Source organism: Mycolicibacterium sarraceniae (assembly GCF_010731875.1).
Classification (GTDB): Bacteria; Actinomycetota; Actinomycetes; order Mycobacteriales; family Mycobacteriaceae; genus Mycobacterium; species Mycobacterium sarraceniae.
The window spans coordinates 3585733-3609899 of record NZ_AP022595.1; the positions used below are offsets into that span (position 1 = coordinate 3585733).

Sequence of the window (24167 nt, forward strand, 5' to 3'; positions counted from 1 at the left end):
CGGTGGAATTCGCTGCGTCACAAGGTGAATGGTGCGCTGTTGCCGACTTGTGGACTCGTGCGGGGTGTTTGTCAGAACGCGTGAATACCGCATGCGAGTATCTGAGTTCGCGCACCAATACGGAAGTCGACCTCCGGGCGTCGGCCTCGATAAGCTCGCTTGGTTTCATGTCGCGGCTCGTATCGCCCGCGTTGGCTACCGCCTGCTTGGCGGGCGTGATACCCCGGCTGGATCCGCGGCAGATGTACTGGCGCCCCGCATTAGGGGGCCCAGTTCCGATCGCCATCGCCACTGCGACCGGCACGACGGTGGAAACCGCCACCGAGGCCGCCGCCCAGTTGGAGCACGATGTGCTGCTGCCGTGCGTCGAGCCGGTTCTGGCGGCCTACTCGAGAGAGTTCAAGCTGTCGAAGCGGGTGTTGCGAGGAAACGTCGCCTCCGCGCTCGCCGGTGCGGCCGGGATGCTCGTTCGGGCTGGGACAGCGCTCAACCTCGACCCGGTGGAGGTTGTCCGCTCAATGCTCGCACTTCCGTCACTGACCGATACCGGGCACTATGAACGCCCGTTCGATGATCGGGCGGACCGATTTTTCGTCCGGCACAACTGCTGCATGTTCTATCGAGTCCACGGCGGTGGCACATGCGGTGACTGCGTGCTGACCCCGGAGACCCAGCGGCTGGAGATGTGGCGAACGGCAGTGGCCCCAGCCGGTGGTAAGACTCGACCAACCGGCTGAGGCCACGTGCAACGGTCCTAACTCAGCCCTGCGGGACCGGATCCTTCAGCGGGATGGACGGCGGGCTCCCCGGGGAGGATGTCGCCGCCGCGCGGCTTACGAGCCAGCCGCCAAAGATTCCGATGATGGCCCAGAAGAGCGCGTAGCTTCCCAGGGAGCGGATCCGGAAACTCCAGATCAACTGCGCGGGGATCCCGTCCGGATAGGGGTCGCTGACGCTCGGGAAGATGAACATGATGAGGCCGATCACGACGACCGGAACCACGATCGCCAGGATCCACCGAACATCTCCGGACATGCGTCCCTTGAGACGCGCGATCCCGAACTGGATGAGAACAAACGCGACGATGCCCGTCACGATCAGGAGCAGCTCCCAGAAGCCGCGTTTCCATACCGTCTCGCCGTTGCCCATTCCGGGCGGCAGGAAGGGATAGCGGATCCAGGGGACCACCACAGTGAGCAGGAATGCGAGTGCTGCAAGCGTGGTAGAAGCCCGCACGTCACCCTGGCCATTGATGATCCGGTGGCGAAGGAACGCGTAGAGAGTCCCGAAAAGGAATGACAACAGGAGGCTGACGAACACCAATGCCACCATCCCGCCGAGTACTTGCTGGTCTCGGGTGAACAGCTCGGGGTCCGCCGGGCCTTCCGAAGGCAGCGAATCCTCGAAGTCGAGCCCTGCCCGGATCACGGGCTCGCCCAAGATCCGCAGGTACAACGCACAAAGGATGCCACTAACGAGACCCGCGAGCAGGTATCGCTTGATCACGGCGCCGTAAGTCATGTGGTCAGTTCCTTTAGTGGCAGGCGATGCCGAGGAAGTGACGGCCGTCGTGGAAGAACTCGTGCATATGGTTCCAGACGGTCGGGGCGATGTCCTGGCCGAGGAACGCGTAGGTGATCCAGAGCAGGGTGATCACCACCGCGATCCATGCGATGGTGGGGATCCGGATAGCTGCCGGAGCGGCCGTGTCAGGTGCGCTGGGCGCGGCAACGGGCACCGATGGCGGGGCGGTCAGAATAGCGGTCATTACATATTCCATCTCTCGTGGTGAGCAACCAAGCGGTTGCAGCGACCGGGTATCTGGCTTCCAACCCTGCGTGCGTCCGGCACGTCGAGCTAGTCACAGTTGCGGGACAGCCCCGGTATCGCACCGGTGTTCCCCTGATCGCTGATCAGATAGTAATTTGCCGGGGTTGAGCTGCACAAGGATTGCAGTGAATCCTGTCCGTAAATGCATTATTTCCGGCCAAGATTGGCGGCACAATGGACTGGGTGCCCCGGATAGTCGACTGAGGAGATGCCATGTCCCGCAATGCCGGAGATCGATACGAATGCACAGTCTGTGGGTCGGTGCTGGTCTACGAGAAGCCATGCCCCTGTACCTCGCCCACCGAGCATGCTGAAATGTGCTGCGATCAGCCGATGGTCAGTTCGGGGTAGGGCTTTACCAGACCCGGAATTCCACACCCGTGACGACCGCGTCGGTCTGTCCGAAGCGGACGGTGATTCGCAGCGTCCACAACCCGGGCCGAGGTGTGCTCGCGTACGTGCTCACCCAATCATTCTCGTGGCGTGCGAAGTCGATTGGCAGAGAAGGGATCTCAGCCTCATGGCTGGACAAGTTTCCGGTCACGGAGAGAGACGGGACCGGTCGGCCTGACGCATCGAGCACCGTTACGTGGACGGTTGTCGGTCCGCGCCGAGTCGAGGCGATGTCGACGACAACATGCCTGCTGTCGTCCAGCGGCGCCTCTAGCGTCACAGCAGGTCCGTACGTCGTCCGCGCAGGCGGCAGCGAGATCAGAACTGTCGTGACGACCAGCACCACCAATCCGATCGCGGCTTCCATCGGAACGGTCCGGCGTAACTGTTGCGGGTTGAGTCGGCGACGCGCCAGGTACGCAAGTATGAGCATCACGCCCACCGCTGTGACCTTGACGCACAACGTCTGTCCGTACCCGGTTGTCCATAACGCTTGTACCGGGGCGATCTGTCGCCAGGCTTGATAGGCGCCCGTGGCAATCAACACCCCGACACAGGTGAGCGCGATCACCGACCAGCGACGCAGGTTGTCGGTGTGTCGAGAAGGTAAGACGATCGCGCACAACGCCATCAGACCGCCCAACCACACGGTCATCGCACTGACGTGCGCTGCGGTCACCAGCGTCGCTAATGCTGCATCAGCCCCCACCCCGGCATGGCCATCGACGGCTATCGACACCGACAACGCCACCCCCAGCGCGGCGATGAGCCCTGTTAATCGCCGGGAACCGTTGAACAGCCGGGGGAGGAACACCACCACCAACGCTGTGAGGACGATGCGGGCTAAGGCCACGATCTCCTGACGGCTGGGCGCCGCCGTTGCTGGGTCCTGGGTGGCGGTGAGGACCATCTCGCCCAGGCTCGCCAGAATCAGTAGCGTCAGCCCGACCGCGGACAGTGTGCGGGTTCTTCGCACGTTCAACGTCCACGGCCACAGGGCGGCACAGGCCAGTGCAACGCCGACAGCGAGAACGAGTCCGATGAACTGGGCGCCGCGGAGCAGTCCGGCCGCGACGTCGGCGGCCCGGTTCTCCTGCCCGGTGAGTCCTGCGGGGCTGGCACGGGCATCGCGGCCGACGCCGAACGAGATTGACCCCGCCACCTCGTGGGTGTCTGCGGAGATGACCTCCCAGGTCGCGGTGTAACTGCCGTCGGGAAGGTCAGCCCGCAGGGGCAGGGTGATCGTCACGCCGTCAGCCGCGACGGACGGGCCGGTGTCCACCCTGATACCGGCGTCGGAGATCACCTGTATCCCGTTGGGCACCAGCCGGATCGGCTCATCGAACGTCAGTCGCACCTGTGCGGGCGGTGCGGTCAGCCGCGCGCCGTCGACCGGATCGCTGGAGACTAGCACCGCGTGGGCGGCCGCGGGGGCTGCGGCGAGCACGGTGAGCACCGGCACAGCCAGCGCCATACCGAGCAGCGCCGCGAGCCGCCGCAAGGTCAGGACGACCGGCGCCGCACGAGCACCAAATTCACGATGCCGAGCAGGACGGCGACGACAGCCACGACCAGCGCGGTGATGCCCGGCCACGCCGGGCTACCGCTCGTGGTGCTGGCTGCCGAAGCGCTGGGTGCTGCCGAAGCGACGGGTGTCGGCGTTGCAGCGGGTGCCCGGGTCGCCTCGTCGCCTCCCGCCGAAAGCATCAGCATCGGAGCCGGGTGCTCAGGCTCGGGCTGACCCATGGCCGCCTTCTCATCCCAATGGACAACCTTGCCGTCGCTGTAGGTCTGCACGGCGGGTAGCGAGATCATCGCTTCCTTGGGAAGCGGGCCCGCGGAGATGTTGAACATGTCGAACTGGTTGGGCGGGATTCCCGCCTGGGGATTCACTGCCTTCCACTCGACCGTCGAGATGTAGTCGGTGATCTCGTTGCCGTCGTCGTCTTTCTGCGGCGTCGTGAGCTTCTTCCTCGTCACCGTCGCCGTCCAGCCGGGCTTGGGCTGGGTGTCGACCGAGATGATCGGCTGGTCATCGGGCAAAGTCACCACGAGGTCCGTCGTCGACGCGGTGTCGGACTCGCTGGGAACACGAAACGTGAGCACCCCGTAGCCGCCTTGCGTCGCGTCGGTTCCCGAGACCTCCACGTGTGCCCATGCGGGCGCGGCGAGCGCAATACTGGCGACAGTCACCGCCGCGGCAGTAAGTGTTGTGCGCAGTGGTCTCTTCATCTCCGGAAGCCCTTTCGTCGGCGGCGTCGAGGTACGCCCACGCAGTCGGATCTGGCGAGCCCCGAGTTCCCGGCTTTACCTGCCAATATGCTGTGAATCGGGGTTGCGCCGGCGTTGACCGCGCACGTGAACGGAATCCACCGGGAACCAGGGACGGCCGGTTGCCGACTAAAGGCCCGTGAGTAACCCGTTGTTCGGTAGGTCAGGTTCCGCATGGGCGTGCTCATGACAGTGGGCAACGGTGCCGCCCCGGGTGTGATCGCCCGCGTCGATGTCGATGTGGTCAGCCGCTTCAGAACGTGCTGCAGGGCGCTGGGCCTGCAGGTGCGCGATCGTCGGCGGCCCGCGGATCTGGCTGCCGCCCGAATCGGATTCTCTGCGCTGACAAGGCTTGCCCAAGACCAATGCGACGCATGGGCCGGCTTGGCCGCTGCCGGCGACACCTCTGCGTCGGTGATCGAAGCGATCGCAGCCACCCGCGGCTCCGCCGGTGTACTGGCACGCATGATCGAACTGGAACCTGGCGCATTGGGTTTCACCTACGACACTGGGCTGTATTTGCAATTCCGGGCCACGGGCCCCGACGATTTCGAGCTGGCCCACGCGGCCACGCTCGCGACCACTGGGCGATTCGGTGAGGCCGATGCGATCGTTGCCGACGTCGTCGCCCGCACCGGTGAAACCCACCGCTCGCGGTGGGTGGCGACGACCATTCAGTACCGCAGCCAACGGTGGTCGGATGTCGTCAAACTTCTGACTACGCTGGTCACGGACACCGCGCTGGACCAGTCGTTCGCCCATGCCGTGCGGATTGCCCTCGGCGTCGCTCTGGCTCGGTTGGGGATGTTCGCTCCCGCGCTGTCGTATCTGGAGGAGTCCGGCGGTCCCTTGACTGTGGCGGCCGTGGACGGGGCATTGGCCAAGGCGCTGGTATTGAGGGCGCAAGGTGAGGAGGAGGCCGCGGCCGAGGTGCTCCAGGAGCTCTACGCCGCCAACCCCGCGAATGTCGAAGTCGAAGAAGCGCTGTCGAACCCGTCCTATGGCATCGTCACGACATCCGCGGCCCGGATCGAGGCACGCACCGACCCGTGGGATCCTGTCACCGAACCGGGTGAAGACGACTTCGTTGATCCCGGAACCCATCAGCGCAAGGCCGTGTTGTTGGCCGAAGCCGAAGACCAACTCGCCCAGTTCATCGGGCTGGAGCAGGTCAAAGACCAGGTGTCGCGGCTGAAGAGCTCGGTCGCCATGGCGCTGCTGCGTCAGGACCGCGGTCTCGCGGTCGCCCAGCGCTCGCATCATCTGGTGTTTGCCGGCCCGCCTGGCACGGGCAAGACCACGATCGCGCGGGTGGTGGCCAAGATCTATTGCGGTCTGGGTCTTTTGAAGCGGGAGAACGTCCGTGAGGTGCACCGGGCGGATCTGATCGGCCAGCACATCGGGGAGACCGAAGCCAAGACCAACGCGATCATCGACAGTGCGCTCGACGGCGTGCTGTTCCTCGACGAGGCCTATGCGTTGGTGGCCACCGGTGCCAAGAACGACTTCGGCCTGGTGGCTATCGACACGCTGTTGGCCAGGATGGAGAACGATCGCGATCGTCTGGTGGTGATCGTCGCCGGGTATCGCGCGGACCTCGATCGATTCCTGGACACCAACGAGGGGTTGCGGTCACGCTTCACTCGCAGTATCGATTTCCCGTCGTACGTCCCTGGCGAACTGGTCGAGATCGCCAGCGCGATGGCCAAACAGCGTGACAGTGTCTTCGACCGGCGCGCGCTGGATGATCTGGCGACTCTGTTCGGGCGGCTGGCATCGATGACGACACCGGATGCGAACGGGGTCGAACGCCGCAGCCTCGACATCGCAGGCAACGGGCGCTTCGTCCGCAACGTGGTCGAACGCTCCGAAGAGGAACGTGAGTTTCGACTCGACCATTCCGAGGCGGCGAGTACCGGAGACTTCTCTGACGAGCAGCTGATGACGATCACCGCGGACGACGTGAGGCACTCGGTGATTCCGCTGCTGCGCGGTCTGGGTCTGGAGATGCCGAAATGAGCTTCACGTCCCGCACACCGGTGAACCACAACGCCGATCAGGTCACCTATCGCCGGGGTTTCGTCACCAGGCACCAAGTCACGGGTTGGCGATTTCTGATGCGGCGCATCGCCTCTGGTGTGGCACTGCACGACACTCGCATGCTCACGGATCCGCTGCGCACCCAATCACGCTCGGTCGTCATGGGTGTCCTGATCGTCGTGACCGGACTGATCGGGTGTTTCGTCTTCTCCCTGCTCAAACCCGGTGGCTCGGTGGGTAATAACGCGGTGCTGGCAGACCGTGACACCGCAGCGCTATACGTGCGGGTCGATGATCGTCTGCACCCGGTGCTCAATCTCACCTCGGCGCGGCTGATCGCGGGTCATCCCGTCACACCGACCAGCGTGGGGAGCGCGGCCCTGGACAAGCTCGCCCGCGGCGCAACGGTCGGCATACCCGGCGCACCAGAACGTATGGTGCAGAACAGTTCTGGCGATACGGACTGGACGGTCTGCGACAGCGCCGCATCCAAAAATCCGGGTGTGACAGTCATCGGCGGCCGGGTGGCCGGTGGAGGTGTCCGCGCCTCTGCTCTGCCGCCGGACAAGGCGGTCCTGGTCGTCGCCGGTACACCTGATGCTCCGACGACCTGGTTGTTGTGGGAGGGCCGGCGTAGCCGAGTAGACCTTGCCGACCATGCCGCCACCGATGCCTTGGGTCTTGGTACGACAATTCCCGCCCCGACCCAGATCGCACCAGGTTTGTTCAATTCGATCCCCGAGGGTGCGCCGCTGGTGGCCCCGGTGATCCCCGGCTCGGGGGCGCCGCCGCAATTCGCGATGTCGGTTCCCGCACCGGTGGGTGCGGTGGTGGCGGGGTTCGGTCCCGACGGGACGCTGGCGTACTACGCAGTGCTGCCCGACGGCCTGCAGTCGGTGTCACCGGTTGTTGCTGACTTGCTGCGAAACACGAACTCCTATGGGCTGCAACAACCTCCGCGGCTCGGTGCGGATGAGATCTCTCGTCTTCCGGTATCTCGAATGATCGATACGGCGGCGTTCCCCGCCAAGAGCGTCGGCCTGGTCGATCCGGCGGCCGCACCAGTTGTCTGCTCCCAGTGGTCGAAGGCTGCCGGAGCGAGCGCCAGTTCGTTGGTCCTGTTGTCGGGTGCGGCGTTGCCGATCGCTGAGGGAAAACAACCCGTCGATCTGCCCGGCAATGGCACGTCGGCCGCGCGCGTGGTACTTCCCGTCGGCAAGGGTTACTTCGCGCAGACCGTGGGCCAGGAGTCGGCCTCGCCGCCTGCCGGCTCGTTGTTTTGGCTGTCGGATGCTGGAATGCGATACGGCATCGAGGCCGCGAACTCCGATGAGCTGACTCAGACGCTGACGGCCCTGGGCCTGACGTCACCCGCGACGCCGATTCCGTGGTCAGTGCTCACCCTGTTCGCCGCGGGGCCCCCGTTGTCGAAGGCTGGCGCGCTGGCCGTGTTTGTAGGAACGGAGAACCGTTGAGCAGGCTCATCTTCGAGGCACGCAGGCGACTTTCCCCACCTCCCGTGCGCAAGGGTGCGATCACGATCGAGGCCCCGCCGGAACTGCCGCGCGCTGTGCCGGCTTCCTTGCTGCGGCGAGCCCTCCCGTATTTGATCGTCATGCTGATCGTCGGCATGATCGTCGCGCTCTTCGCGACCGGGATGCGGCTGATCTCACCACAGATCTTGTTCTTCCCATTCGTCCTCCTGCTGGCTGCGACAGCCTTGTATCGCGGGAACGACAACAAGTTGCGTACCGAGGAAGTCGACGCCGAACGCGCCGATTATTTGCGCTATTTATCCGTCGTGCGTGACAACGTGCGTGCTCAGGCCGCCGAGCAGCGGGCCAGCCTTGAGTGGTCCCATCCCGATCCCGCTGTGCTGGCTTCGATTCCAGGTTCTCGCAGACAGTGGGAGCGCGATCCGGGGGACCGGGACTTCCTCGTGGTGCGCACCGGCCTGCACGACGTGGCGCTGGATACGGCGTTGCGGGTCAAGGACATTGCCGACGAAGTGGATTTGGAGCCCGTGGCGCACAGTGCCCTTCGCGGCCTGCTGGATGTCCAGCGAACGGTCCATCGCGCGCCGACGGGAATTGACCTCGCGTCGATTTCGCGGCTCACGCTGGTCGGGGACGGCGATGCGGCGCGCTCGGCGCTGCGGGCATGGATTGCACAGGCTGTGACCTGGCACGACCCAAGCCTGCTCGGCGTTGCCCTGGCCAGCCCTGACGTGGACGGCGAAAACTGGTCATGGCTCAAATGGCTTGCTCACGTGGATATTCCGGGTGCTCTCGACGGCGTTGGCTCGGCCCGCTATCTCAGCTCCGACCCAGATGAACTGGTCTCGAAGATCGGGCCGGCGCTGGCCGAGCGCCCCGAGTTCGGCGACGAGTTGGGCCGCGGTCTGCGCCATCTCTTGATCGTGGTCGACGATCCCGGTTATGACCTCTCGGCGTCGGTGTTGTCGGCCCATTGGGCCGGTGTCACCGTCGTTCACGTCACTGCGACCGAACCGCACCGGGAGCAGTATTCGGATCCCGAACGGCCCGTGCTGAGGATCTCCGAGGGCGGCATCCAGCGTTGGGGCACCCAGAGGTGGCAAACTTACGTGGACAGCGCCGATCAGCTGTCCACCGATGAGGCCTCGCACCTGGCCCGGCAACTGGCGCGCTGGGACTCCAATCCCAGCCACGCCGGTTTGCGCTCGGCGGCCGTCAGCGGTGCCACATTCACCACCCTGCTCGACATCGATGACGCCACGCAGCTGGACGTACCCGAGCTGTGGGCGCCGCGCGAGCGCGACCGCGAGCTGCGAGTACCGATCGGCGTGAGGACGACCGGCGAGCCGTTGTACTTCGACCTCAAGGACGAGGCCGAGGGCGGGATGGGCCCGCACGGTCTGATGATCGGTATGACGGGCTCCGGCAAGTCCCAGACTCTCATGTCGATCCTGTTGTCCCTGTTGACAACTCACTCCGCTGAGCGACTGATCGTCATCTACGCCGATTTCAAGGGCGAGGCCGGCGCCGACATATTCCGCCATTTTCCCCAAGTCGTGGCGGTCATTTCGAATATGGCGGAAAAGAAATCGCTGGCGGATCGATTCGCCGACACATTGCGTGGTGAAGTCGCGCGCCGAGAGATTCTGCTTCGCGATGCGGGACGCCGCGTGCAGGGCAGCGCGTTCAACTCGGTCACCGAATACGAAGCCGCGATCGCGGCCGGCCACGAGCTACCCCCGCTGCCGACGCTTTTCGTGGTCGCCGACGAATTCACACTGATGCTCGCCGACCATCCGGAATACGCGGAGCTGTTCGATTATGTTGCGCGCAAAGGCCGGTCGTTTCGGATCCACATCCTGTTCGCATCGCAGACTCTGGACGTCGGGCGGATCAAGGACATCGACAAGAACACGTCGTACCGGATCGGCCTGAAGGTCGCCAGCCCGGCCGCGTCACGTCAGATCATCGGCGTCGAGGATGCATTTCACATCGAGGCGGGCAAGGAGCACAAGGGCGTCGGATTCCTGGTGCCGGCACCCGGTGCGGAGCCGGTCAAATTTCGCAGCACATATGTCGACGGCATCTACGACCCGCCTGCGCGGCCCAGATCCTATGTGGTGCCTGCCGATCCCCACCCGCAGTTGTTCACCGCGGCGGAGGTCGGACTCGACGAGGATGTGGTGATCGTGTCCGGTGACGATCGTTTGCCGAGACCCACACCCAAGAAGCTCATCGCGACGATCGGCGAGCAGCTGGCTGACTACGGCCCACGAGCACCGCGACTGTGGCTGCCACCGCTCGATGACCCGATCCCGCTGGCCGAGGTCCTCGCCGGAGCCCACATTCCGATGGGGCTGGGACAGTGGCCGCTCGGCGAGATCGACCGCCCGTTCGAGATGCGCCGGGACCCGCTCGTCTTCGATGGCACCTCCTCCGCGGGGAACATGGTGATCCATGGCGGCGCCAAGTCGGGGAAATCGACTGCGCTGCAGACATTCGTTCTCTCCGCGGCGGCGCTGCATTCACCGGACCAGGTGTCGTTCTACTGCATTGACTACGGGGGCGGCCAGCTTCGGGCGCTGGAAGATCTCGCCCATGTCGGCAGTGTCGCGTCTCCGCTGGAGGCTGAGCGAATCCGCCGCACGTTCGGCGAACTCGACCAGCTCCTGGAGGATAGGCAACGTGCCGGGTACGGCGCCGGCTATCCGCACGTCTTTCTCATCATCGACAACCTTTACGCCTTCAGTCGAGACAACACCGACCAGTTCAACACCCGCAACCCACTCCTGGCCAAGGTCACCGAACTGGCGAATGCCGGTCTGGCATACCGTATCCACGTGGTCGTGACCACTCCGAACTGGCTCGAGGTGCCGTTGGCGATGCGCGACGGGCTGGGCCTGCGCCTGGAGCTGCGACTGCCGGATTCGCGTGACAGCAACGTTCGAGTTGCCGGTGCACTGCGCAGGCCTGCGGAATCGGTGCCCTACGATCAGCCGGGCCGTGGTCTGACCATGGCGGCCGAACATTTTCTCTTTGCGAAACCCGAGCTCAGTCAGATCCAACAGCTCAACGCTCGTGATCCAGGGCAGTCGGCACCACGGGTGCGATTGCTCCCGACCGAGCTCGCACCGGCCCAGATCGCACCCCTGTATGTCGGGCCCGAACAGGTGGTCATCGGCCAGCGCGAGCGCGATCTCACCCCGGTGGCACTGGACTTCGGCACGCATCCGTTGCTGATGGTTTTGGGCGACAGCAAGTCCGGCAAGACGACCCTGTTGCGCCACATAATCCGGACACTGCGTGAGAATTCGACGGCGGACCGGCTCGCTTTCACCGTGCTGGACCGGCGACTGCGGCTCGTCGACGAGGCTCTGTTTCCCGACAACGAGTACACAGCGAATACCGACCGCATCGTCCCGGCAGTGCTGGGGTTGTCGGCGATTGTCGAAGGCCGCCGCCCGCCGGCCGGGTTGTCGACAGCAGAGCTGAGGACGTGGAGCTTCACGGGCCATACGCACTACCTGCTGGTCGATGACGTCGATCAACTGCCCGATGGGCCGGCGATGTCGGGGCCCTACGCCGGAGCGCGACCGTGGACTCCGCTGATCGGCTTACTCTCCGAAGCCGCCGATCTGGGGCTTCGGGTGATCGTCACCGCGCGTGCGTCGGGCTCCGCCCACATCCTGATGACGAATCCGTTGCTGCGCCGGATGAACGACCTACAGGCCACGACGCTGATGTTGTCGGGTAATCCGCAGGACAGTGCCAAGATTCGCGGGCACCGGTTCAGCAGGTCGGCACCGGGCCGCGGAATGCTGCTCGATGAGAGCGACGCGCCGACGTATCTGCAGCTTGTCAATCCGTTGATCGGATCGCCGGTCGGCGGCCCCGACACTATCGATGGGAGTCTGTCATGACACTCAATGTCGTCCCCGAGGGTCTGTCGGCGGCCAGCGCGGCGGTCGAGGCTTTGAGCGCACGGCTGGCTGCCACGCACGCCGCCGCGGCACCGCTCATCAGCTCCGTGCTGCCCCCGGCCGCCGATGCCGTGTCAGTGCAAGCGGCGCTGGCCTGTGCGACGAAGGGATCCGAGCACACTGTCGCGGCCGCCGACGGTGTTGTCGAATTGGGGCGCGCCGGAACGGGTGTGGCGCAATCGGCGGCGAGCTATGCCGCAGGGGACGCACTTGCCGCGGTTTCCTACGGCGGGCAGGGGGTCAGCTGAAGCTCCTCGGATCACGAAATATACTGCTGTATAACTTGATTGGAGATAGTGAAGTGAGTCTTCTCGATGCACACATTCCGCAGCTGATCGCATCCGAATCGGCATTCGGAGCCAAGACGGCTCTGATGCGGAGCACGCTCGCCCAGGCCGAACAGGAAGCGGTTGCCGCGCAGGCATTCCATATGGGCGAGTCGTCGGCGGCCTACCAGGCCGCACACGCACGCTTTGTCGAAGCGGCAGCCAAGGTCAATGCCCTGCTGGACCTCGCTCAGGCGAATCTGGGCGAGGCCGGCGCCACGTATGTAGCGCAAGATGCCGCTGCCGCAGGCACTTACGGGGGTATCTGATGTCTCAGATCATGTACAACTATCCCGCCATGCTCGGCCACGCCAGTGACATGGCCGGCTATGCCGGCACGTTGCAGGCGGTGGGGGCCGATATCGCCACCGAACAGGCCGCCTTGCGGGGTGCCTGGCAGGGCGACACCGGAATGACCTACCAGGTATGGCAGGCGCAATGGAACAGCGCGATGGAGGAACTGGTGCGCGCCTATCGCGCGATGGCCTCGACGCACGAAACGAACACGCTCGCAATGCAGGCGCGTGATCAGGCCGAAGGTGCTAAGTGGGGCTAGTCCGACGACGATGCCGGGCGGCTCATGCCTGCGGCTGATGCCATCGAGCTGTCGGTAGACGCGGCCTGGTTCATCGCCGACGAAGCCGGTGTCGGACCGTTTCCCTGGGTGCTGGCGATCACGCCACCGTATCGCGACGCGTCCGAACGCGGGGTGTTCGCATCGCGGCAGATCGCGGAACTGACGAGATTCGGGGTGATGGTCGACGGACAGATCGCCCCAGCCGTGCGTCGGTGGATCTACGTCGTATGCCAACCCGAGCGATGGCTGGAACTGCGCTACGTCAGCGGGACCGGTTCGTCAGCCGACCAGCTTCGGGGCATCGTTGCTCGCGCAGACGATCACATGGTGGTGGCGTTGCGCAACGCCCAATTGGTCACCTTCACAGCCCTGGACATCGCTACTGGACTGGCGATGTCACGGGTCGTCACCGCCGGGCTGCCGGGGCGTCCGCCGGCACACTTCGAGGACTTCGCGCTTCCGTTACGGGTCGGTGCTCGAGCCGACCAGCAACTGCGCGATGGTGCGGAACTGTGCGACGTGATGTGTCACCTCGGGATCCCAGAATCCGCTCGCGCGGTCGTCAGAGGTGTCTTCGAGGGGCCGACCAGTTACGTCGAGATCGTTGCCGGCCAACGTTGCGATGCGGCTCGACTTACGTCCGAGGTGGGTATTGCTGTGGTGGACAACGCCAGTCAACGTCTCGTAGTGAGCCCCACTCGGGCGTTCGACGGTGAGTGGGTGTCGGTCTTCGCGCCAGGGACGGACATGGCCGTCGCCCTGGCCATCGAACGGCTGACCGCCACCCTGCCTGACGGGCCGTGGTTCTCTCCGCTCCAATCGGTCCGTGACTTCACCGCTCAAACAATCTGAAAGAGAACGACTAGATGACTCAAATCTCGGTGCCGACCGACAGCATCCCGGCACTGCCGATCGTGCGAGTCGCGATACTGGCCGACAGCCGGATTGTGGACGTAGCGTTGCCGGCGGAGGTGCCCCTGCGAGAGATCTTGCCTGCGGTTCGCCGGCTGCTGCCCCCGAGCGTCGAATCCGGGGAGGAGGCCGAGGCTCCCGCACCACGACCGCTGAGCCTGGCGACTGTCGGTGGTGCCCCATTTTCACTGGACGCCAGCCTGAACACAGTGGGTGTGGTGGACGGTGATCTTCTTGCTCTCCAGCCCGTTCCGTCGGGGCCGTCAGCTCCCGGTGTCGTGGAGGACATCGCCGACGCAGCCGTGATCTTCTCCGCCTCGCGCCTGCGGCCGTGGGGGATCGCTGACATCCGGGTGATCGCCCGTGTCGCTGTCGTCGCGCTCATCCTGGCCGCCACAACAGTAGCGGCCGTTCACCGGATCACCACCGGCGGTGTCACCGGGTTGTATGCGGTGAGCGGCGTAGCTGCCGCCGCGATCATTGCAACACTTCTGGCGCGCGCACGCGAGAACCGTTGCGCCGCTGAGTTGTCGGTGGCTGCTCTCGTGCCGATCGGCGCGGGCCTCGCGTCGGCTGTCGGCGGCGGCTTCGGCCCGGCGCAGGTCATGCTCGCGGCCGCCGGCGTTGCCGCCTGGTCGCTGATCTGCTTGATCACCGCCGACCGGTACATCGCGTTCTTCGCCGCGAACAGTGTCATCGGCGTGGCCATTCTGGTTACGACCGCAGTCGCCCAGACCTGGGCGCTGCCGTTGCCGACATTGGGCTGCGGTCTGCTGGCGGCGGCACTGCTGCTCGCGGTTCAAGCCGCCCAACTGTCCGCATTGACAGCGCATCTGCCGCTTCCGGTCCTGCCGGCGCCGGGTGACCCGACTCCGTCGGCACCGGCGATGCGTGTGCTCGAGGACCTGCCTCGCCGTGTTCGGCTCAGCGAGGCGCACCAGACCGGGTTCGTCGCGAGTTCGGTGGTGCTGTCGGTCGCAGGGTCGCTGGCGCTGCTCGCACGACCGGAGTCCGTCGCCACATTGGCCTGGTACGCGGTGATCGCAACATCGGCCGCCGCTGTGCTGCGGGCCCGCGTGTGGGACATCGCTGCCTGCAAGGCATGGCTGCTGCTCCAGCCCTTCCTCGTGTCGATCGGCTTGCTTGTGCTGTTCCTCATCACGGGCACCGCGTTGCAGGCAGGGGGCGCTCTGATCGCCTTGGGTGTCCTGACCGCGGCGTTTGTGGCGGCCTCGACGAATCCGGGTCTCGTCGATCCAGAGAGGTATTCACTGCCCGTCCGCCGGCTTGTCGGGTTTCTCGCCGCCGCGATCGATGCGTCCTTGATTCCGGTCTTGGCCTACCTGGTGGGACTGTTCGCTTGGGTGCTCGACCGATGACCCGGCCCGGGCTGCGCGTGGTGGCCGCGGGCTCGGCAGTCCTTCTCGTCATGAGCCCCGCGGCGGGGGCGGTTACCCCCCCGTCCGTCGAACCCGGCGCCGCGGTCCCGTCCGGTAGCGCAGGACCAGTCGTCCCGATGGTCCAACGTACCGAGTGTGTGACGACCGGTGTAATTCCCGGCACCGGCCCAGGTGCTCTCTCGCCGAATCAGCAGACGTTGAATTTAGCTGGGGCTTGGATGTTTTCGCGGGGAGAGGGCCAGCTCGTCGCGGTGATCGATACCGGAGTGAGCCCCGGGCCGCGACTGCCTGATGTCGAGGGTGGCGGCGACTTCGTCTCGACGACTGACGGATTGACCGACTGTGACGGTCATGGCACCGCGGTCGCCGGGATCATCGGTGGCCAACCCGGCACCGATGCTTTCTCGGGCGTGGCGCCCGCGGCTCGGCTCCTATCGATCAGGCAGTCCTCGGCCGCATACGCTCCGCGCGAATCGGGCGACGACCCGGCGGTCGTCAAGGTGACAACCGATATCTCGGCTCTGGCACGCGCCGTTGTGCGCGCGGCCGACCTGGGGGCGCGAGTCATCAACATCTCACTGCCCGTGTGCCCGCGTGCCGGCACCGACGTGGACCAACAAGCACTCGGCGCGGCGCTGCGCTACGCAGCCGTCGACAAAGACGCCGTGATCGTCGCCGCGGCTGGAGACGTCGGTCTCCCTTCGCTTTACGGTGCCCAGGATTGCCAGGCCAACCCGATCAGCGGTCCTGGCGGCCGTGACGACCCGCGGAACTGGCAGGCGGCCACGTCCATCTCGGTGCCGTCATGGTGGCAACCCTACGTACTCTCCGTGGGATCTCTGTCGACCACCGGCATGCCCTCCGCCTTCTCGATGCCCGGGCCATGGTTGGGTATCGCGGCGCCGGGCGAGGACGTCGTATCGGTCGGAAACGGCCCCGCCGCAGGCCTGGTCAATGGAATTCCCGGTCCCCGCGGGCAATGGGTCGGCCTCAGCGGTACCGGCTACGCGGCGGCGTACGTCTCCGGTGTCGCGGCATTGGTTCGCAGCAGATTCCCCGCCATGCCCGCTACGCAGGTCGTCCACCGATTGCGAGCGACCGCCCACCAGGGTGCCCGGACTCCGTCGAATCTGGTGGGTGCAGGCACGCTCGATCCGGTGGCGGCATTGACGTGGGAGCTGCCGCCGCCGGCCTCGGATCCGGCGAGTGACGCCCCTGCCCGGATCGCTGCGCCGACCGTGCCTGCGGCCCGGGATGATTCGGCTCGCACGATCGCATTCGGCGGCACTGCCGCACTCGCACTGGCGGTGATCGGCGCGGCGTACGCGGCACATCGACGAGAGGACCGGCACGAGTGAGGATCGTCTGGCCCGGTAGCGGCAGAGTGGCGTTGGCACTTGTGGTTGTCGTCCCGGCAGTGATGGCCTACCCATGGCATACGCAGACCCAGCGATGGGCGCTCGGGGTAGCGGCTGCCGTGGTGCTGGCACTTTTCGGGTGGTGGCGCGGATTGCACCTGACCACAATTCTGTGGCGCCGCCTGGTGCTAGCGACTCGGACTCGACGCCGCGAGCACGGGGCACTTCAGCCGGTGGAGCACAGCGGCACCGATGCGCGCACCACGATGGTGCTACGGGTGATGGCTGCCGGCGCCGAGGAACTTCCGGTCGATCTGATCACCGGTTATCTGGATCGTTACGGTGTTCGCTGCGAGACTGTGCGGCTCACCACTCGTGACACCCCGGCGGGACGCACCATGTGGATCGGCCTGACCATGTCGGCGAGGGCGAATCTGACAGCGTTACAAGCCCGTTCGACGACAATTCCGCTGCGCGAGACCGCTGATCTCACCGCGCGGCGCTTCGCTGACGAGCTTCGGGAACACGGGTGGGCGGTCACGTCCGCCGATCTGAAGATCCCTGACATGCTCGGGCCACACGTCACCGAACATTGGCGCGCAGTGGCCGACGGCCAATCCGGCCATCTGGCCGCCTACGGTGTCGACGGCGATTCGGCGCCGGATTCGCTTGCTGCGTTGCGTTCGCATGGATTCGACGAGCTATGGACTGCAGCCGAAGTGAGCAGGGGTGGTATCGCGATGGCGTGTGCGATCCGCACCCCGGACTTGCCGGACGCGGGCGCTCCGGTGGAGGGGCTGGTCCTGCGCCGTGGTGGACAGTGGGCCGCATTGCACGCTCTGATCCCGACCTCGACGAAAGCACTCGACGCCGAGGTGTCGGAGGTCGATTCGCATTCGGTTTTGCGGTGGATGGTGAACGGTGCCGCGGTGAGGTCGTGAACTCCGACGTGATCGAGCAGCCCAGACGTTCGGCGCTCGCGAGCTGGATCCGGCGGCTCGCGGTCCCGATCATCATCGGGTGGATTGCTGCCGTCGCCGTCCTGAATGCTGCCATCCCGCAGCTCGAGATCGTGGGCACCATGCGTTCGGTGCAGATGAGCCCGGACTTCGCTCCATCCGTCGTCGCAATGAAACGCGTCGGCCAGGTGTTCGGCGAATACAGTTCCGACAGTTCGGCGATGATCGTCCTGGAAGGTCGCGAGTCACTGGGCCCTGACGCCCATCGCTACTACGATTCCGTCATCGCCAGTCTCGAGGCGGACAGGAATCACGTCGAATACGTTCAGGATTTCTGGGGAGACCCGCTGACCGCGGCGGGGGCGCAGAGTATCGACGGCAAAGCCGCCTATGTGCAGGTGTACCTCGTCGGAAACCAGGGTGAAGCGACCGCCAACGAATCGATCAAGGCGGTCAGAACGATCGTCGAAAGTGTCCCACCCCCGCCAGAGGTGACCACATACGTGACCGGCCCGGCCGCGCTGGCCGCCGACGAGCAAGCGGCTGGCGACCGCAGCGCGGCGGTCATCGTCGGCCTGACCTTCCTCGTCATCACCACCATGCTGTTGTTGGTCTACCGAGCTCTCGGCACCGTGCTGATCGTGCTCGGGATGGTGCTGGTGGAATTGGCCGCGGCACGTGGTGTGGTCGCCGCTTTCGCCTACTTCCATGTCATCGGATTGACGACATTCGTCACCAATCTTCTTGTCACACTGGCTATCGCGGCCTCGACTGACTACGCGATCTTCCTGGTAGGCCGCTATCAGGAGGCGAGGTCGAACGGTCAGGACCCAGAAGCGGCGTATCACACGATGTACCATGGCACCGCCCATGTGATCCTGGCATCCGGTTCGACGATCGCGGGCGCGACGCTGTGTCTTCATTTCACTCGGTTGCCGTACTTCCAGACCCTCGGGGTGCCGCTGGCGGCCGGCATGCTGGTGGCAGTACTGGCCGCGCTGACACTCGGACCGGCGGTGGTCACGGTGGCCAGCCGGCTCGGGCGTCTGGAACCCAAGCGCGCCATGCGAATTCGGAGTTGGCGCAAGGTCGGCGCGCTGGTCGCCCGATGGCCCGGGCCGGTACTCATCGCCACCAGCGTGATCGCATTGATCGGCCTGGTTTCCCTACTCGGCTACCGCACCAACTACAACGAGCGCAGATACCTGCCTCCGGATCTTCCGTCGACTGCCGGATATGCAGCAGCCGAACGGCATTTCTCGAGTGCTCGCCTCAATCCCGAAGTGTTGCTGATCGAGACGGACTCCGACCTGCGCAACCCCGCTGACTTCATGGTGATTGACAAGATTGCCAAAGACATCGGCGATCAGCCGGGGATCAGCCGCGTGCAGACGATCACTCGGCCGGACGGAATGCCGTTGAAGTTCAGCACGATTCCGGCTCAGCTGAGCATGGCAGGTTCTGTTCAAACCCTGAATCAGAGCTACCTGCAGGATCGAATGAAGGATGTGCTGGCGCAGGCCGACCTCATGCAGGCCACCATCGACGCCCTGACCCGGATGCAGGGCTTGATGTCGGAGATGACGGCCAACACCCACGACATCACCGCGAGAAGCCACCAAATGTCAGCCGACGTCAAGCAATTACGCGACCACATCGCCGACTTCGACGACTCCTTCCGGCCCGTCCGGAACTACCTGTATTGGGAGCCGCATTGTTTCGACATTCCGATGTGCTGGTCGTTGCGTTCGGTGTTCGACGCGCTCGACAGCACTGACAAGTTGACCAGCGACATCGATGGTCTGCTGCCCAATCTCGACCGTATCGACCATGTACTCCCGCAATTCGTCCAGCAACTGCCGGCCCAGATCGAGACCCTGACGCAGATGAAGACGATGATGCTGACGATGTACGCCACGCAGAGCGGGCTGTTGAAGCAGATGGCGGCGATGCAGAGCGACCAGGCGGCGATGGGTGAAGCGTTCAACGCATCGCGCAACGATGAGAGCTTCTATCTCCCGCCCGAGGCTTTCGACAACGACGACCTCAAGCGGGGTATGAAGTTTTTCATCTCACCGGACGGTCACGCGGTGCGCTTCATCATCAGTCTTGACGACGACCCCCTTACTCCCGAGGGTCTCGCACGGATCGACAGCATCAGGCAGGCGGCCAAGCAGGCGATGAAACGCACCCCGCTGGAAGGTTCCGCGGTGTACGTCGGCGGCACCGCTTCGGTGTTCAAGGACATGCAGGAGGGCAATGACTACGACCTGCTCATCGCGGGAATCGCGGCACTCTGCCTGATCCTCGTCATCATGTTGATCATCACTCGCAGCGCCGTCGCGGCCATCGTGATCGTCGGAACGGTGGTGATTTCGCTGGGGGCGTCATTCGGTCTGTCGATGTTGTTGTGGCAGTACATCATCGGCCTCGAACTGCACTTCATGGTGATGGCGATGGCGCTGATCATCTTGCTGGCGGTAGGCGCGGACTACAACCTTCTGCTGGTGGCCCGGTTCAAGGAGGAGATTCATGCCGGGCTGAGGACCGGTCTCATCCGGGCCATGGGCGGAACCGGATCGGTGGTGACGTCGGCGGGCCTCGTCTTCGCGTTCACGATGATGTCGATGGCAGTGAGCGAACTCACGGTGGTCGCCCAGATCGGGACCACGATAGCCCTGGGCCTGTTGTTCGACACACTGGTCATCCGGGCATTCATGATGCCCGCTGTGGCGACCCTGCTAGGCAAGTGGTTCTGGTGGCCACAGATCGTTCGACCCAAACCTGTGCCGGCTCAGTGGCCGAAACCTGTTGCCGCCGTTGACCGGCCGTCAGGCGAACTCGACGAGGTTCGTCGGGGCGCGGAACCTGCTGAACATGGGACGCCGGTAAACGACGTGGGCGGCCCAGCGTAACACCGTGCCGCGTCCGGTTGGCATCGGCAGCTCGTGCACTGCCCGGATATCGGGGCTCCTGCGAAGGTCGTCGTAGTCCTTGGCGGTGAACCAGAACGGCATCGGCGGTGCGGTGTAATTCGGGCTGAGCTTGATACCACGTCGTTTCGAGTAGGCGCTCAAAAGCCGTGGCACACTGTCGAAAACCAACTGGCCTCCGGCAAACCGCTTGGCGCACGCGGTGATCAGATCGAGTACTGGCTCTCGCTGCAGATACTGGAACAGGCCTTCGGCGGTGATCAGTACTCCGTCGGTGTCGTCGACCTGATCCATCCAGGAGTAATCCAGAGCGGACTGGGCGCGGTAGTGCAGCCGGTTCGACGTCGGTAGCAATTGCTCGCGTAGTTCGACGATCGGCGCGAGGTCGACTGAAAGCCAGGTCATCTGACCGTTGTCGACTCGCCAGAAGCTGGTCTGCAGTCCTTCGGCGAGGGCTACCACGGTGGCGCGCGGGTGTACGGCCAGAAACGCGCGGGTGCACTCGTCGAACGCCAGGGCCCGCAGTGCGGTGGCTTGGTGGGTACGGCCGAAATGGTGGTAGTCGTAGTCGAGGCGGTCGCGCAGCGCGATCGCCATTGGATCGTCGATGATGCCGTCAGACCGGGCCGCCTCCGCTGAACGCTGGTACAGCGTGAGTAACGCTGTCTCGGAGACTCCGTCGAGGTGGCGGGCGTCGATGGCTGGCATGGCCTCACCGTACTGGTTTGTCTTTTATTGACAGTGCCGACGGGTCGGTGGGAACTATCCCGCGGGTCTGGCCGACTACCTGACGGATCGACGCGACGGTCGCTAAGGAGGTGAAGCATGACAGCCCCGGTCTGGATGGCAGTTCCGCCCGAAGTGCAGTCGGCACTGCTGAGCGGAGGTCCTGGACCAGGATCACTGATCGCGGCCGCCGGTCAATGGCAGGGGCTCAGCGTTGCCTACGGCGACGCCGCGGCTGAACTGGCACGACTCCTCGCCGAAGTACAGGCCACCAGCTGGCAGGGGCCCAGTGCAGCGCAATATGCGGCCGCACACCTGCCGTACCTCGCCTGGCTCGAGCGAGCGTCGGCCGACAGCGCCGCCACCGCCGCCGCGCACGGCACGATTGCGGCGGCCTACAGCACCGCACTCGCGACCATGCCGACGCTGGCCGAGCTGGCCGTCAACCACATCACCCATGGCGTGCTGATCAGCACGAATTTTTTCGGCATCAACACGATCCCGATTGCCGTCAACGAAGCCGACTACGTGCGCATGTGGATTCAGGCCGCGGAAACGATGATGGTCTACCAAGCCGTCGCGGACGCCGCGACGGTGACCATACCGCCTGCTGTTCCGGCACCCACCATCCTCGCGCCCGGCGGCGAAGCGGCCAGCGCGCAACAGACTTCGGTGAGCTCGATCAGCCAGCTCATCAAGGACATCCTCGACTTCATCGCCGATCCGTATCAATACTTCCTCGACTTCTTTCAGCGACTCGGATTCAGCCCGATCGCTGCCGTCATCCTCGCCGTTATCGCACTACAGCTCTACGACTTTCTCTGGTACCCGTACTACGCCTCGTATGGCCTTCTGCTGCTGCCGTTCTTCCTTCCCGCTTTGAGTGCCCTGAGCGCCCTGAGCGCGCTGGCTCTATTGTTCAACCTGGAGCCATCGGCCGATCTGCTTCCTGTTCCGGTTGCTGGTGATATCGGTCCGCGGGCAGAGGCGAATGTCACCACCGGGATAGCTCTGGCGCCCTCGGCGGCCCCCAGTGCGGCCCCACAGACCGCCAACCCCGCGCCGAACACATCGGCCCCGGCCGCGCCGGTGAACCCTGTCCCGTCATCCGTGCTCAGCTACGCCATTCCGCCACTGCCCCCGCCAGCGGTGGGGACCGGACCCAAATCCGGTGCCAAGGCGTCGGACTCCATAAGCGAGGCGGCAGCGGCCATTGCGGCGGCGCGAGCCGCCGCGGCGGCTCGCAGCCGCGGACGCAGGACGAACCGAAGCCGTTCTGGGGCACGCGGATACCGCTACGAATTCATCGAGCAGCCGGCCACTATGAACGCCGACCCCGGCGGCGTCGAGCCACCCTCCTCCACTGCCAGCAGCCACGGGGCCGGGCCGCTCGGCTTCGCCGGCGCCGCGCCGAAGACAGGCGTCGCCGCGGCCGGACTGGCGCAACTCTCCGATGACGGTGAAACCACCACGGTGCCCATGCTTCCCAGCGGTTGGCTGGCCGACGAGAACGGCACTCAGGAGCGCGAATTGGATAGAGACGAGAGGCAAGATGACACTCAATGTGAAGGGTGAGGGTCTCGGTGCGCAGATCACTGGGATCGATCCCGAGAATCTGGACGACATCGCCACCGACGAGATCCGCGATGCGGTGTACCGGAACAAGCTCGTTGTCCTCAAAGACGTCCATCCGTCTCCGGAGGCATTCATTCGCCTCGGGCAGATTCTCGGCGACATCGTTCCCTATTACGAGTCGATGTATCACCACGCCGAGTATCCGGAGATTTTCGTGTCCTCGACCGAACAAGGTCGCGGAGTGCCGAAAACCGGTGCGTTCTGGCACATCGACTACATGTTCATGCCCGAACCTTTCGCCTTCTCGATGGTGTTACCGCTCACGGTTCCAGGGCCCGACCGAGGCACCTACTTCATCGATTTGAACAAGGTCTGGGAATCACTGCCCGCCGATATACAGGCGCCTGCTCGCGGGACGTTCAGCACGCACGACCCGCGCCGCCACATCAAGATCCGGCCGACGGATGTCTACCGGCCGATCGGGGAACTGTGGGACGAGATCAGCAAGACAACGCCACCGATCAAGTGGCCAACGGTGATTCGCCATCCCGCGACCGGAGAGGAGATCCTCTACATCTGTGCCTCCGGAACCACCAAGATCGAGGACAAGGACGGCAACGTTTTCGATCCGGCGATCCTGAACGGACTCATGACCGCGACCGGGCAGTTGGATCCTGACTTCGTCTCGCCGTTCATTTACACCCAGCACTACGAGGTCGGGGATATCATGTTGTGGGACAACAGAGTTCTGATGCACCGTGCGAAGCACGGCACCTCCTCGGGCACGCTCACCAGCTATCGACTCACCATGCTGGACGGGCTCGAGACACCGGGCTACGCCGTATGAGCACCGCAGATCTGACGCTGGTCGAGGAACGCGCGACGACGACACCCATACCGGAGGACCTGGTCGTCAAGGTTCTGGAGCCCTACTCCTACAAGGGGTGTCGCTACCTCCTCGACGCCGAGTACAAGGCCACCGAGGATTCGGTTCTGGCGTTCGGGAACTTCTGCATTCCGGAATCGGCATACATCCGCAGCACCGGTCATTTCAACGCGGTGGAGCTCTTGCTGTGCTTCAACCAGCTCGCGTACACCGCGTTCGCACCGGCGATCCTCAAGGAGGAAATCCCGGTGCTGGTGGGCTGGTCGATCGAGGACTACTTCGACTACCAACTGCCCAGCATGCTGATCAAGACCACCTCGTCGCGATTCAGGAGGCCGATCAATGCGCACAACTTCTCCGCGCGACTGCTGTGCAAGGACTTCGAAATCATCGAACGAAGCTGGCGCTACCTGAAGGTCCCGTGCACCATAGAGTTCTGGGATTCCGACGGCGGTGCTGCCTCTGGTGATGTCGAGCTGGCGGCTCTCAACATCCCGTAATTCGT

20 protein-coding genes and 1 riboswitch are annotated in these 24167 nt (G+C 64.7%); of the genes, 15 read left to right on the forward strand and 5 right to left on the reverse strand.

Annotated features, from left to right (window positions below; translation table 11 throughout):
* Positions 1 to 167: 167 nt before the first annotated feature.
* Positions 168 to 737, forward strand: coding sequence for a (2Fe-2S)-binding protein (locus G6N13_RS17930; protein WP_163699132.1), 570 nt, complete (start codon positions 168 to 170; stop codon positions 735 to 737).
* 22 nt (positions 738 to 759) lie between these two features.
* On the opposite strand, the gene G6N13_RS17935 is transcribed toward G6N13_RS17930, so the two are convergent.
* From G6N13_RS17935 to G6N13_RS17950, 4 genes are all read right to left on the reverse strand, one after another.
* Entirely contained in the window at positions 760 to 1521 is a 762-nt protein-coding gene (locus G6N13_RS17935) for a CbtA family protein (protein WP_163699134.1), read from the reverse strand.
* Between the two features lie 13 nt (positions 1522 to 1534).
* Positions 1535 to 1768, reverse strand: coding sequence for a CbtB-domain containing protein (locus tag G6N13_RS17940; protein ID WP_163699136.1), 234 nt, complete (start codon positions 1766 to 1768; stop codon positions 1535 to 1537).
* A gap of 26 nt (positions 1769 to 1794) precedes the next feature.
* Positions 1795 to 1926: riboswitch (cobalamin riboswitch) on the reverse strand.
* A 259-nt stretch (positions 1927 to 2185) separates the two neighbouring features.
* Positions 2186 to 3724 (reverse strand): copper resistance CopC/CopD family protein, encoded by a 1539-nt coding sequence (locus G6N13_RS17945; RefSeq protein ID WP_235677808.1) that lies wholly within the window; start codon positions 3722 to 3724, stop codon positions 2186 to 2188.
* A 2-nt stretch (positions 3725 to 3726) separates the two neighbouring features.
* Positions 3727 to 4455, reverse strand: coding sequence for a YcnI family copper-binding membrane protein (locus G6N13_RS17950; RefSeq protein ID WP_163699138.1), 729 nt, complete (start codon positions 4453 to 4455; stop codon positions 3727 to 3729).
* Between the two features lie 225 nt (positions 4456 to 4680).
* Here G6N13_RS17950 and eccA point away from each other — a divergent pair, with 225 nt between their 5' ends.
* The 11 genes from eccA to G6N13_RS18005 are packed head-to-tail and all read left to right on the forward strand — an operon-like array spanning position 4681 to position 20457.
* Complete coding sequence (eccA, locus tag G6N13_RS17955) at positions 4681 to 6513, forward strand: type VII secretion AAA-ATPase EccA (RefSeq protein ID WP_163699141.1); 1833 nt, start codon at positions 4681 to 4683, stop codon at positions 6511 to 6513.
* Positions 6510 to 8009 carry a type VII secretion protein EccB gene (gene eccB / locus G6N13_RS17960; RefSeq protein WP_163699143.1) on the forward strand — a complete coding sequence of 500 codons (1500 nt, stop codon included), beginning with the start codon at positions 6510 to 6512 and terminating at the stop codon, positions 8007 to 8009. The genes eccA and eccB overlap by 4 nt, the downstream gene beginning before the upstream one ends.
* On the forward strand, positions 8006 to 11950 hold the full coding sequence (eccCa, locus tag G6N13_RS17965) for a type VII secretion protein EccCa (RefSeq protein WP_163702274.1): 3945 nt from the start codon (positions 8006 to 8008) through the stop codon (positions 11948 to 11950). The genes eccB and eccCa overlap by 4 nt, the downstream gene beginning before the upstream one ends.
* Positions 11947 to 12258, forward strand: a complete 312-nt coding sequence (locus G6N13_RS17970) for a PE family protein (RefSeq protein WP_163699145.1) — start codon at positions 11947 to 11949, stop codon at positions 12256 to 12258. Before eccCa ends, G6N13_RS17970 begins: the two co-directional genes overlap by 4 nt.
* A 53-nt stretch (positions 12259 to 12311) precedes the next feature.
* Positions 12312 to 12605, forward strand: coding sequence for a type VII secretion protein EsxS (locus G6N13_RS17975; RefSeq protein WP_163699147.1), 294 nt, complete (start codon positions 12312 to 12314; stop codon positions 12603 to 12605).
* Positions 12605 to 12892 carry a WXG100 family type VII secretion target gene (locus tag G6N13_RS17980; RefSeq protein WP_163699149.1) on the forward strand — a complete coding sequence of 96 codons (288 nt, stop codon included), beginning with the start codon at positions 12605 to 12607 and terminating at the stop codon, positions 12890 to 12892. Before G6N13_RS17975 ends, G6N13_RS17980 begins: the two co-directional genes overlap by 1 nt.
* A 24-nt stretch (positions 12893 to 12916) precedes the next feature.
* Positions 12917 to 13765: an ESX secretion-associated protein EspG gene (locus tag G6N13_RS17985; RefSeq protein WP_163699151.1), complete on the forward strand. Its 849-nt coding sequence runs from the start codon at positions 12917 to 12919 to the stop codon at positions 13763 to 13765.
* 14 nt (positions 13766 to 13779) lie between these two features.
* Entirely contained in the window at positions 13780 to 15204 is a 1425-nt protein-coding gene (eccD, locus tag G6N13_RS17990; RefSeq protein ID WP_163699153.1) for a type VII secretion integral membrane protein EccD, read from the forward strand.
* On the forward strand, positions 15201 to 16583 hold the full coding sequence (mycP, locus tag G6N13_RS17995) for a type VII secretion-associated serine protease mycosin (protein WP_163699155.1): 1383 nt from the start codon (positions 15201 to 15203) through the stop codon (positions 16581 to 16583). The genes eccD and mycP overlap by 4 nt, the downstream gene beginning before the upstream one ends.
* The gene (gene eccE / locus G6N13_RS18000) at positions 16580 to 17524 is read left to right on the forward strand and encodes a type VII secretion protein EccE (RefSeq protein ID WP_220096762.1); all 945 of its coding nucleotides are present in this window, start codon (positions 16580 to 16582) and stop codon (positions 17522 to 17524) included. Before mycP ends, eccE begins: the two co-directional genes overlap by 4 nt.
* Entirely contained in the window at positions 17521 to 20457 is a 2937-nt protein-coding gene (locus G6N13_RS18005; protein ID WP_235677809.1) for an MMPL/RND family transporter, read from the forward strand. Before eccE ends, G6N13_RS18005 begins: the two co-directional genes overlap by 4 nt.
* Here G6N13_RS18005 and G6N13_RS18010 read toward each other — a convergent pair.
* A complete protein-coding gene (locus tag G6N13_RS18010) occupies positions 20374 to 21183 on the reverse strand; it encodes a class I SAM-dependent methyltransferase (RefSeq protein WP_163699161.1) in 810 nt (269 codons plus the stop codon). The two genes, G6N13_RS18005 and G6N13_RS18010, sit on opposite strands and share 84 nt — an antisense overlap.
* Positions 21184 to 21300: 117 nt before the next feature.
* On the opposite strand from G6N13_RS18010, the gene G6N13_RS18015 reads away from it, so the two are divergent.
* From G6N13_RS18015 to G6N13_RS18025, 3 genes are read left to right on the forward strand one after another with little or no spacing between them, the layout of a single operon-like run.
* On the forward strand, positions 21301 to 22776 hold the full coding sequence (locus tag G6N13_RS18015; RefSeq protein WP_163699163.1) for a PPE family protein: 1476 nt from the start codon (positions 21301 to 21303) through the stop codon (positions 22774 to 22776).
* Positions 22754 to 23623 (forward strand): (3R)-3-[(carboxymethyl)amino]fatty acid oxygenase/decarboxylase, encoded by an 870-nt coding sequence (scoE, locus tag G6N13_RS18020; RefSeq protein WP_163699166.1) that lies wholly within the window; start codon positions 22754 to 22756, stop codon positions 23621 to 23623. The genes G6N13_RS18015 and scoE overlap by 23 nt, the downstream gene beginning before the upstream one ends.
* The gene (locus tag G6N13_RS18025; protein WP_163699168.1) at positions 23620 to 24162 is read left to right on the forward strand and encodes an FcoT family thioesterase; all 543 of its coding nucleotides are present in this window, start codon (positions 23620 to 23622) and stop codon (positions 24160 to 24162) included. Before scoE ends, G6N13_RS18025 begins: the two co-directional genes overlap by 4 nt.
* The last annotated feature ends 5 nt before the right edge of the window (positions 24163 to 24167 follow it).

What these genes read in the sequence shown, in the direction of transcription:
- G6N13_RS17930 (WP_163699132.1), top strand. Translation starts at nt 168, where the DNA reads ATGTCGCGGCTCGTATCGCCCGCGTTGGCTACCGCCTGCTTGGCGGGC.
- G6N13_RS17935 (WP_163699134.1), bottom strand. Translation starts at nt 1,521, where the DNA reads ATGACTTACGGCGCCGTGATCAAGCGATACCTGCTCGCGGGTCTCGTT.
- G6N13_RS17940 (WP_163699136.1), bottom strand. Translation starts at nt 1,768, where the DNA reads ATGACCGCTATTCTGACCGCCCCGCCATCGGTGCCCGTTGCCGCGCCC.
- G6N13_RS17950 (WP_163699138.1), bottom strand. Translation starts at nt 4,455, where the DNA reads ATGAAGAGACCACTGCGCACAACACTTACTGCCGCGGCGGTGACTGTC.
- eccA (WP_163699141.1), top strand. Translation starts at nt 4,681, where the DNA reads ATGACAGTGGGCAACGGTGCCGCCCCGGGTGTGATCGCCCGCGTCGAT.
- eccB (WP_163699143.1), top strand. Translation starts at nt 6,510, where the DNA reads ATGAGCTTCACGTCCCGCACACCGGTGAACCACAACGCCGATCAGGTC.
- G6N13_RS17970 (WP_163699145.1), top strand. Translation starts at nt 11,947, where the DNA reads ATGACACTCAATGTCGTCCCCGAGGGTCTGTCGGCGGCCAGCGCGGCG.
- G6N13_RS17980 (WP_163699149.1), top strand. Translation starts at nt 12,605, where the DNA reads ATGTCTCAGATCATGTACAACTATCCCGCCATGCTCGGCCACGCCAGT.
- G6N13_RS17985 (WP_163699151.1), top strand. Translation starts at nt 12,917, where the DNA reads ATGCCTGCGGCTGATGCCATCGAGCTGTCGGTAGACGCGGCCTGGTTC.
- eccD (WP_163699153.1), top strand. Translation starts at nt 13,780, where the DNA reads ATGACTCAAATCTCGGTGCCGACCGACAGCATCCCGGCACTGCCGATC.
- mycP (WP_163699155.1), top strand. Translation starts at nt 15,201, where the DNA reads ATGACCCGGCCCGGGCTGCGCGTGGTGGCCGCGGGCTCGGCAGTCCTT.
- G6N13_RS18010 (WP_163699161.1), bottom strand. Translation starts at nt 21,183, where the DNA reads ATGCCAGCCATCGACGCCCGCCACCTCGACGGAGTCTCCGAGACAGCG.
- G6N13_RS18015 (WP_163699163.1), top strand. Translation starts at nt 21,301, where the DNA reads ATGACAGCCCCGGTCTGGATGGCAGTTCCGCCCGAAGTGCAGTCGGCA.
- scoE (WP_163699166.1), top strand. Translation starts at nt 22,754, where the DNA reads ATGACACTCAATGTGAAGGGTGAGGGTCTCGGTGCGCAGATCACTGGG.
- G6N13_RS18025 (WP_163699168.1), top strand. Translation starts at nt 23,620, where the DNA reads ATGAGCACCGCAGATCTGACGCTGGTCGAGGAACGCGCGACGACGACA.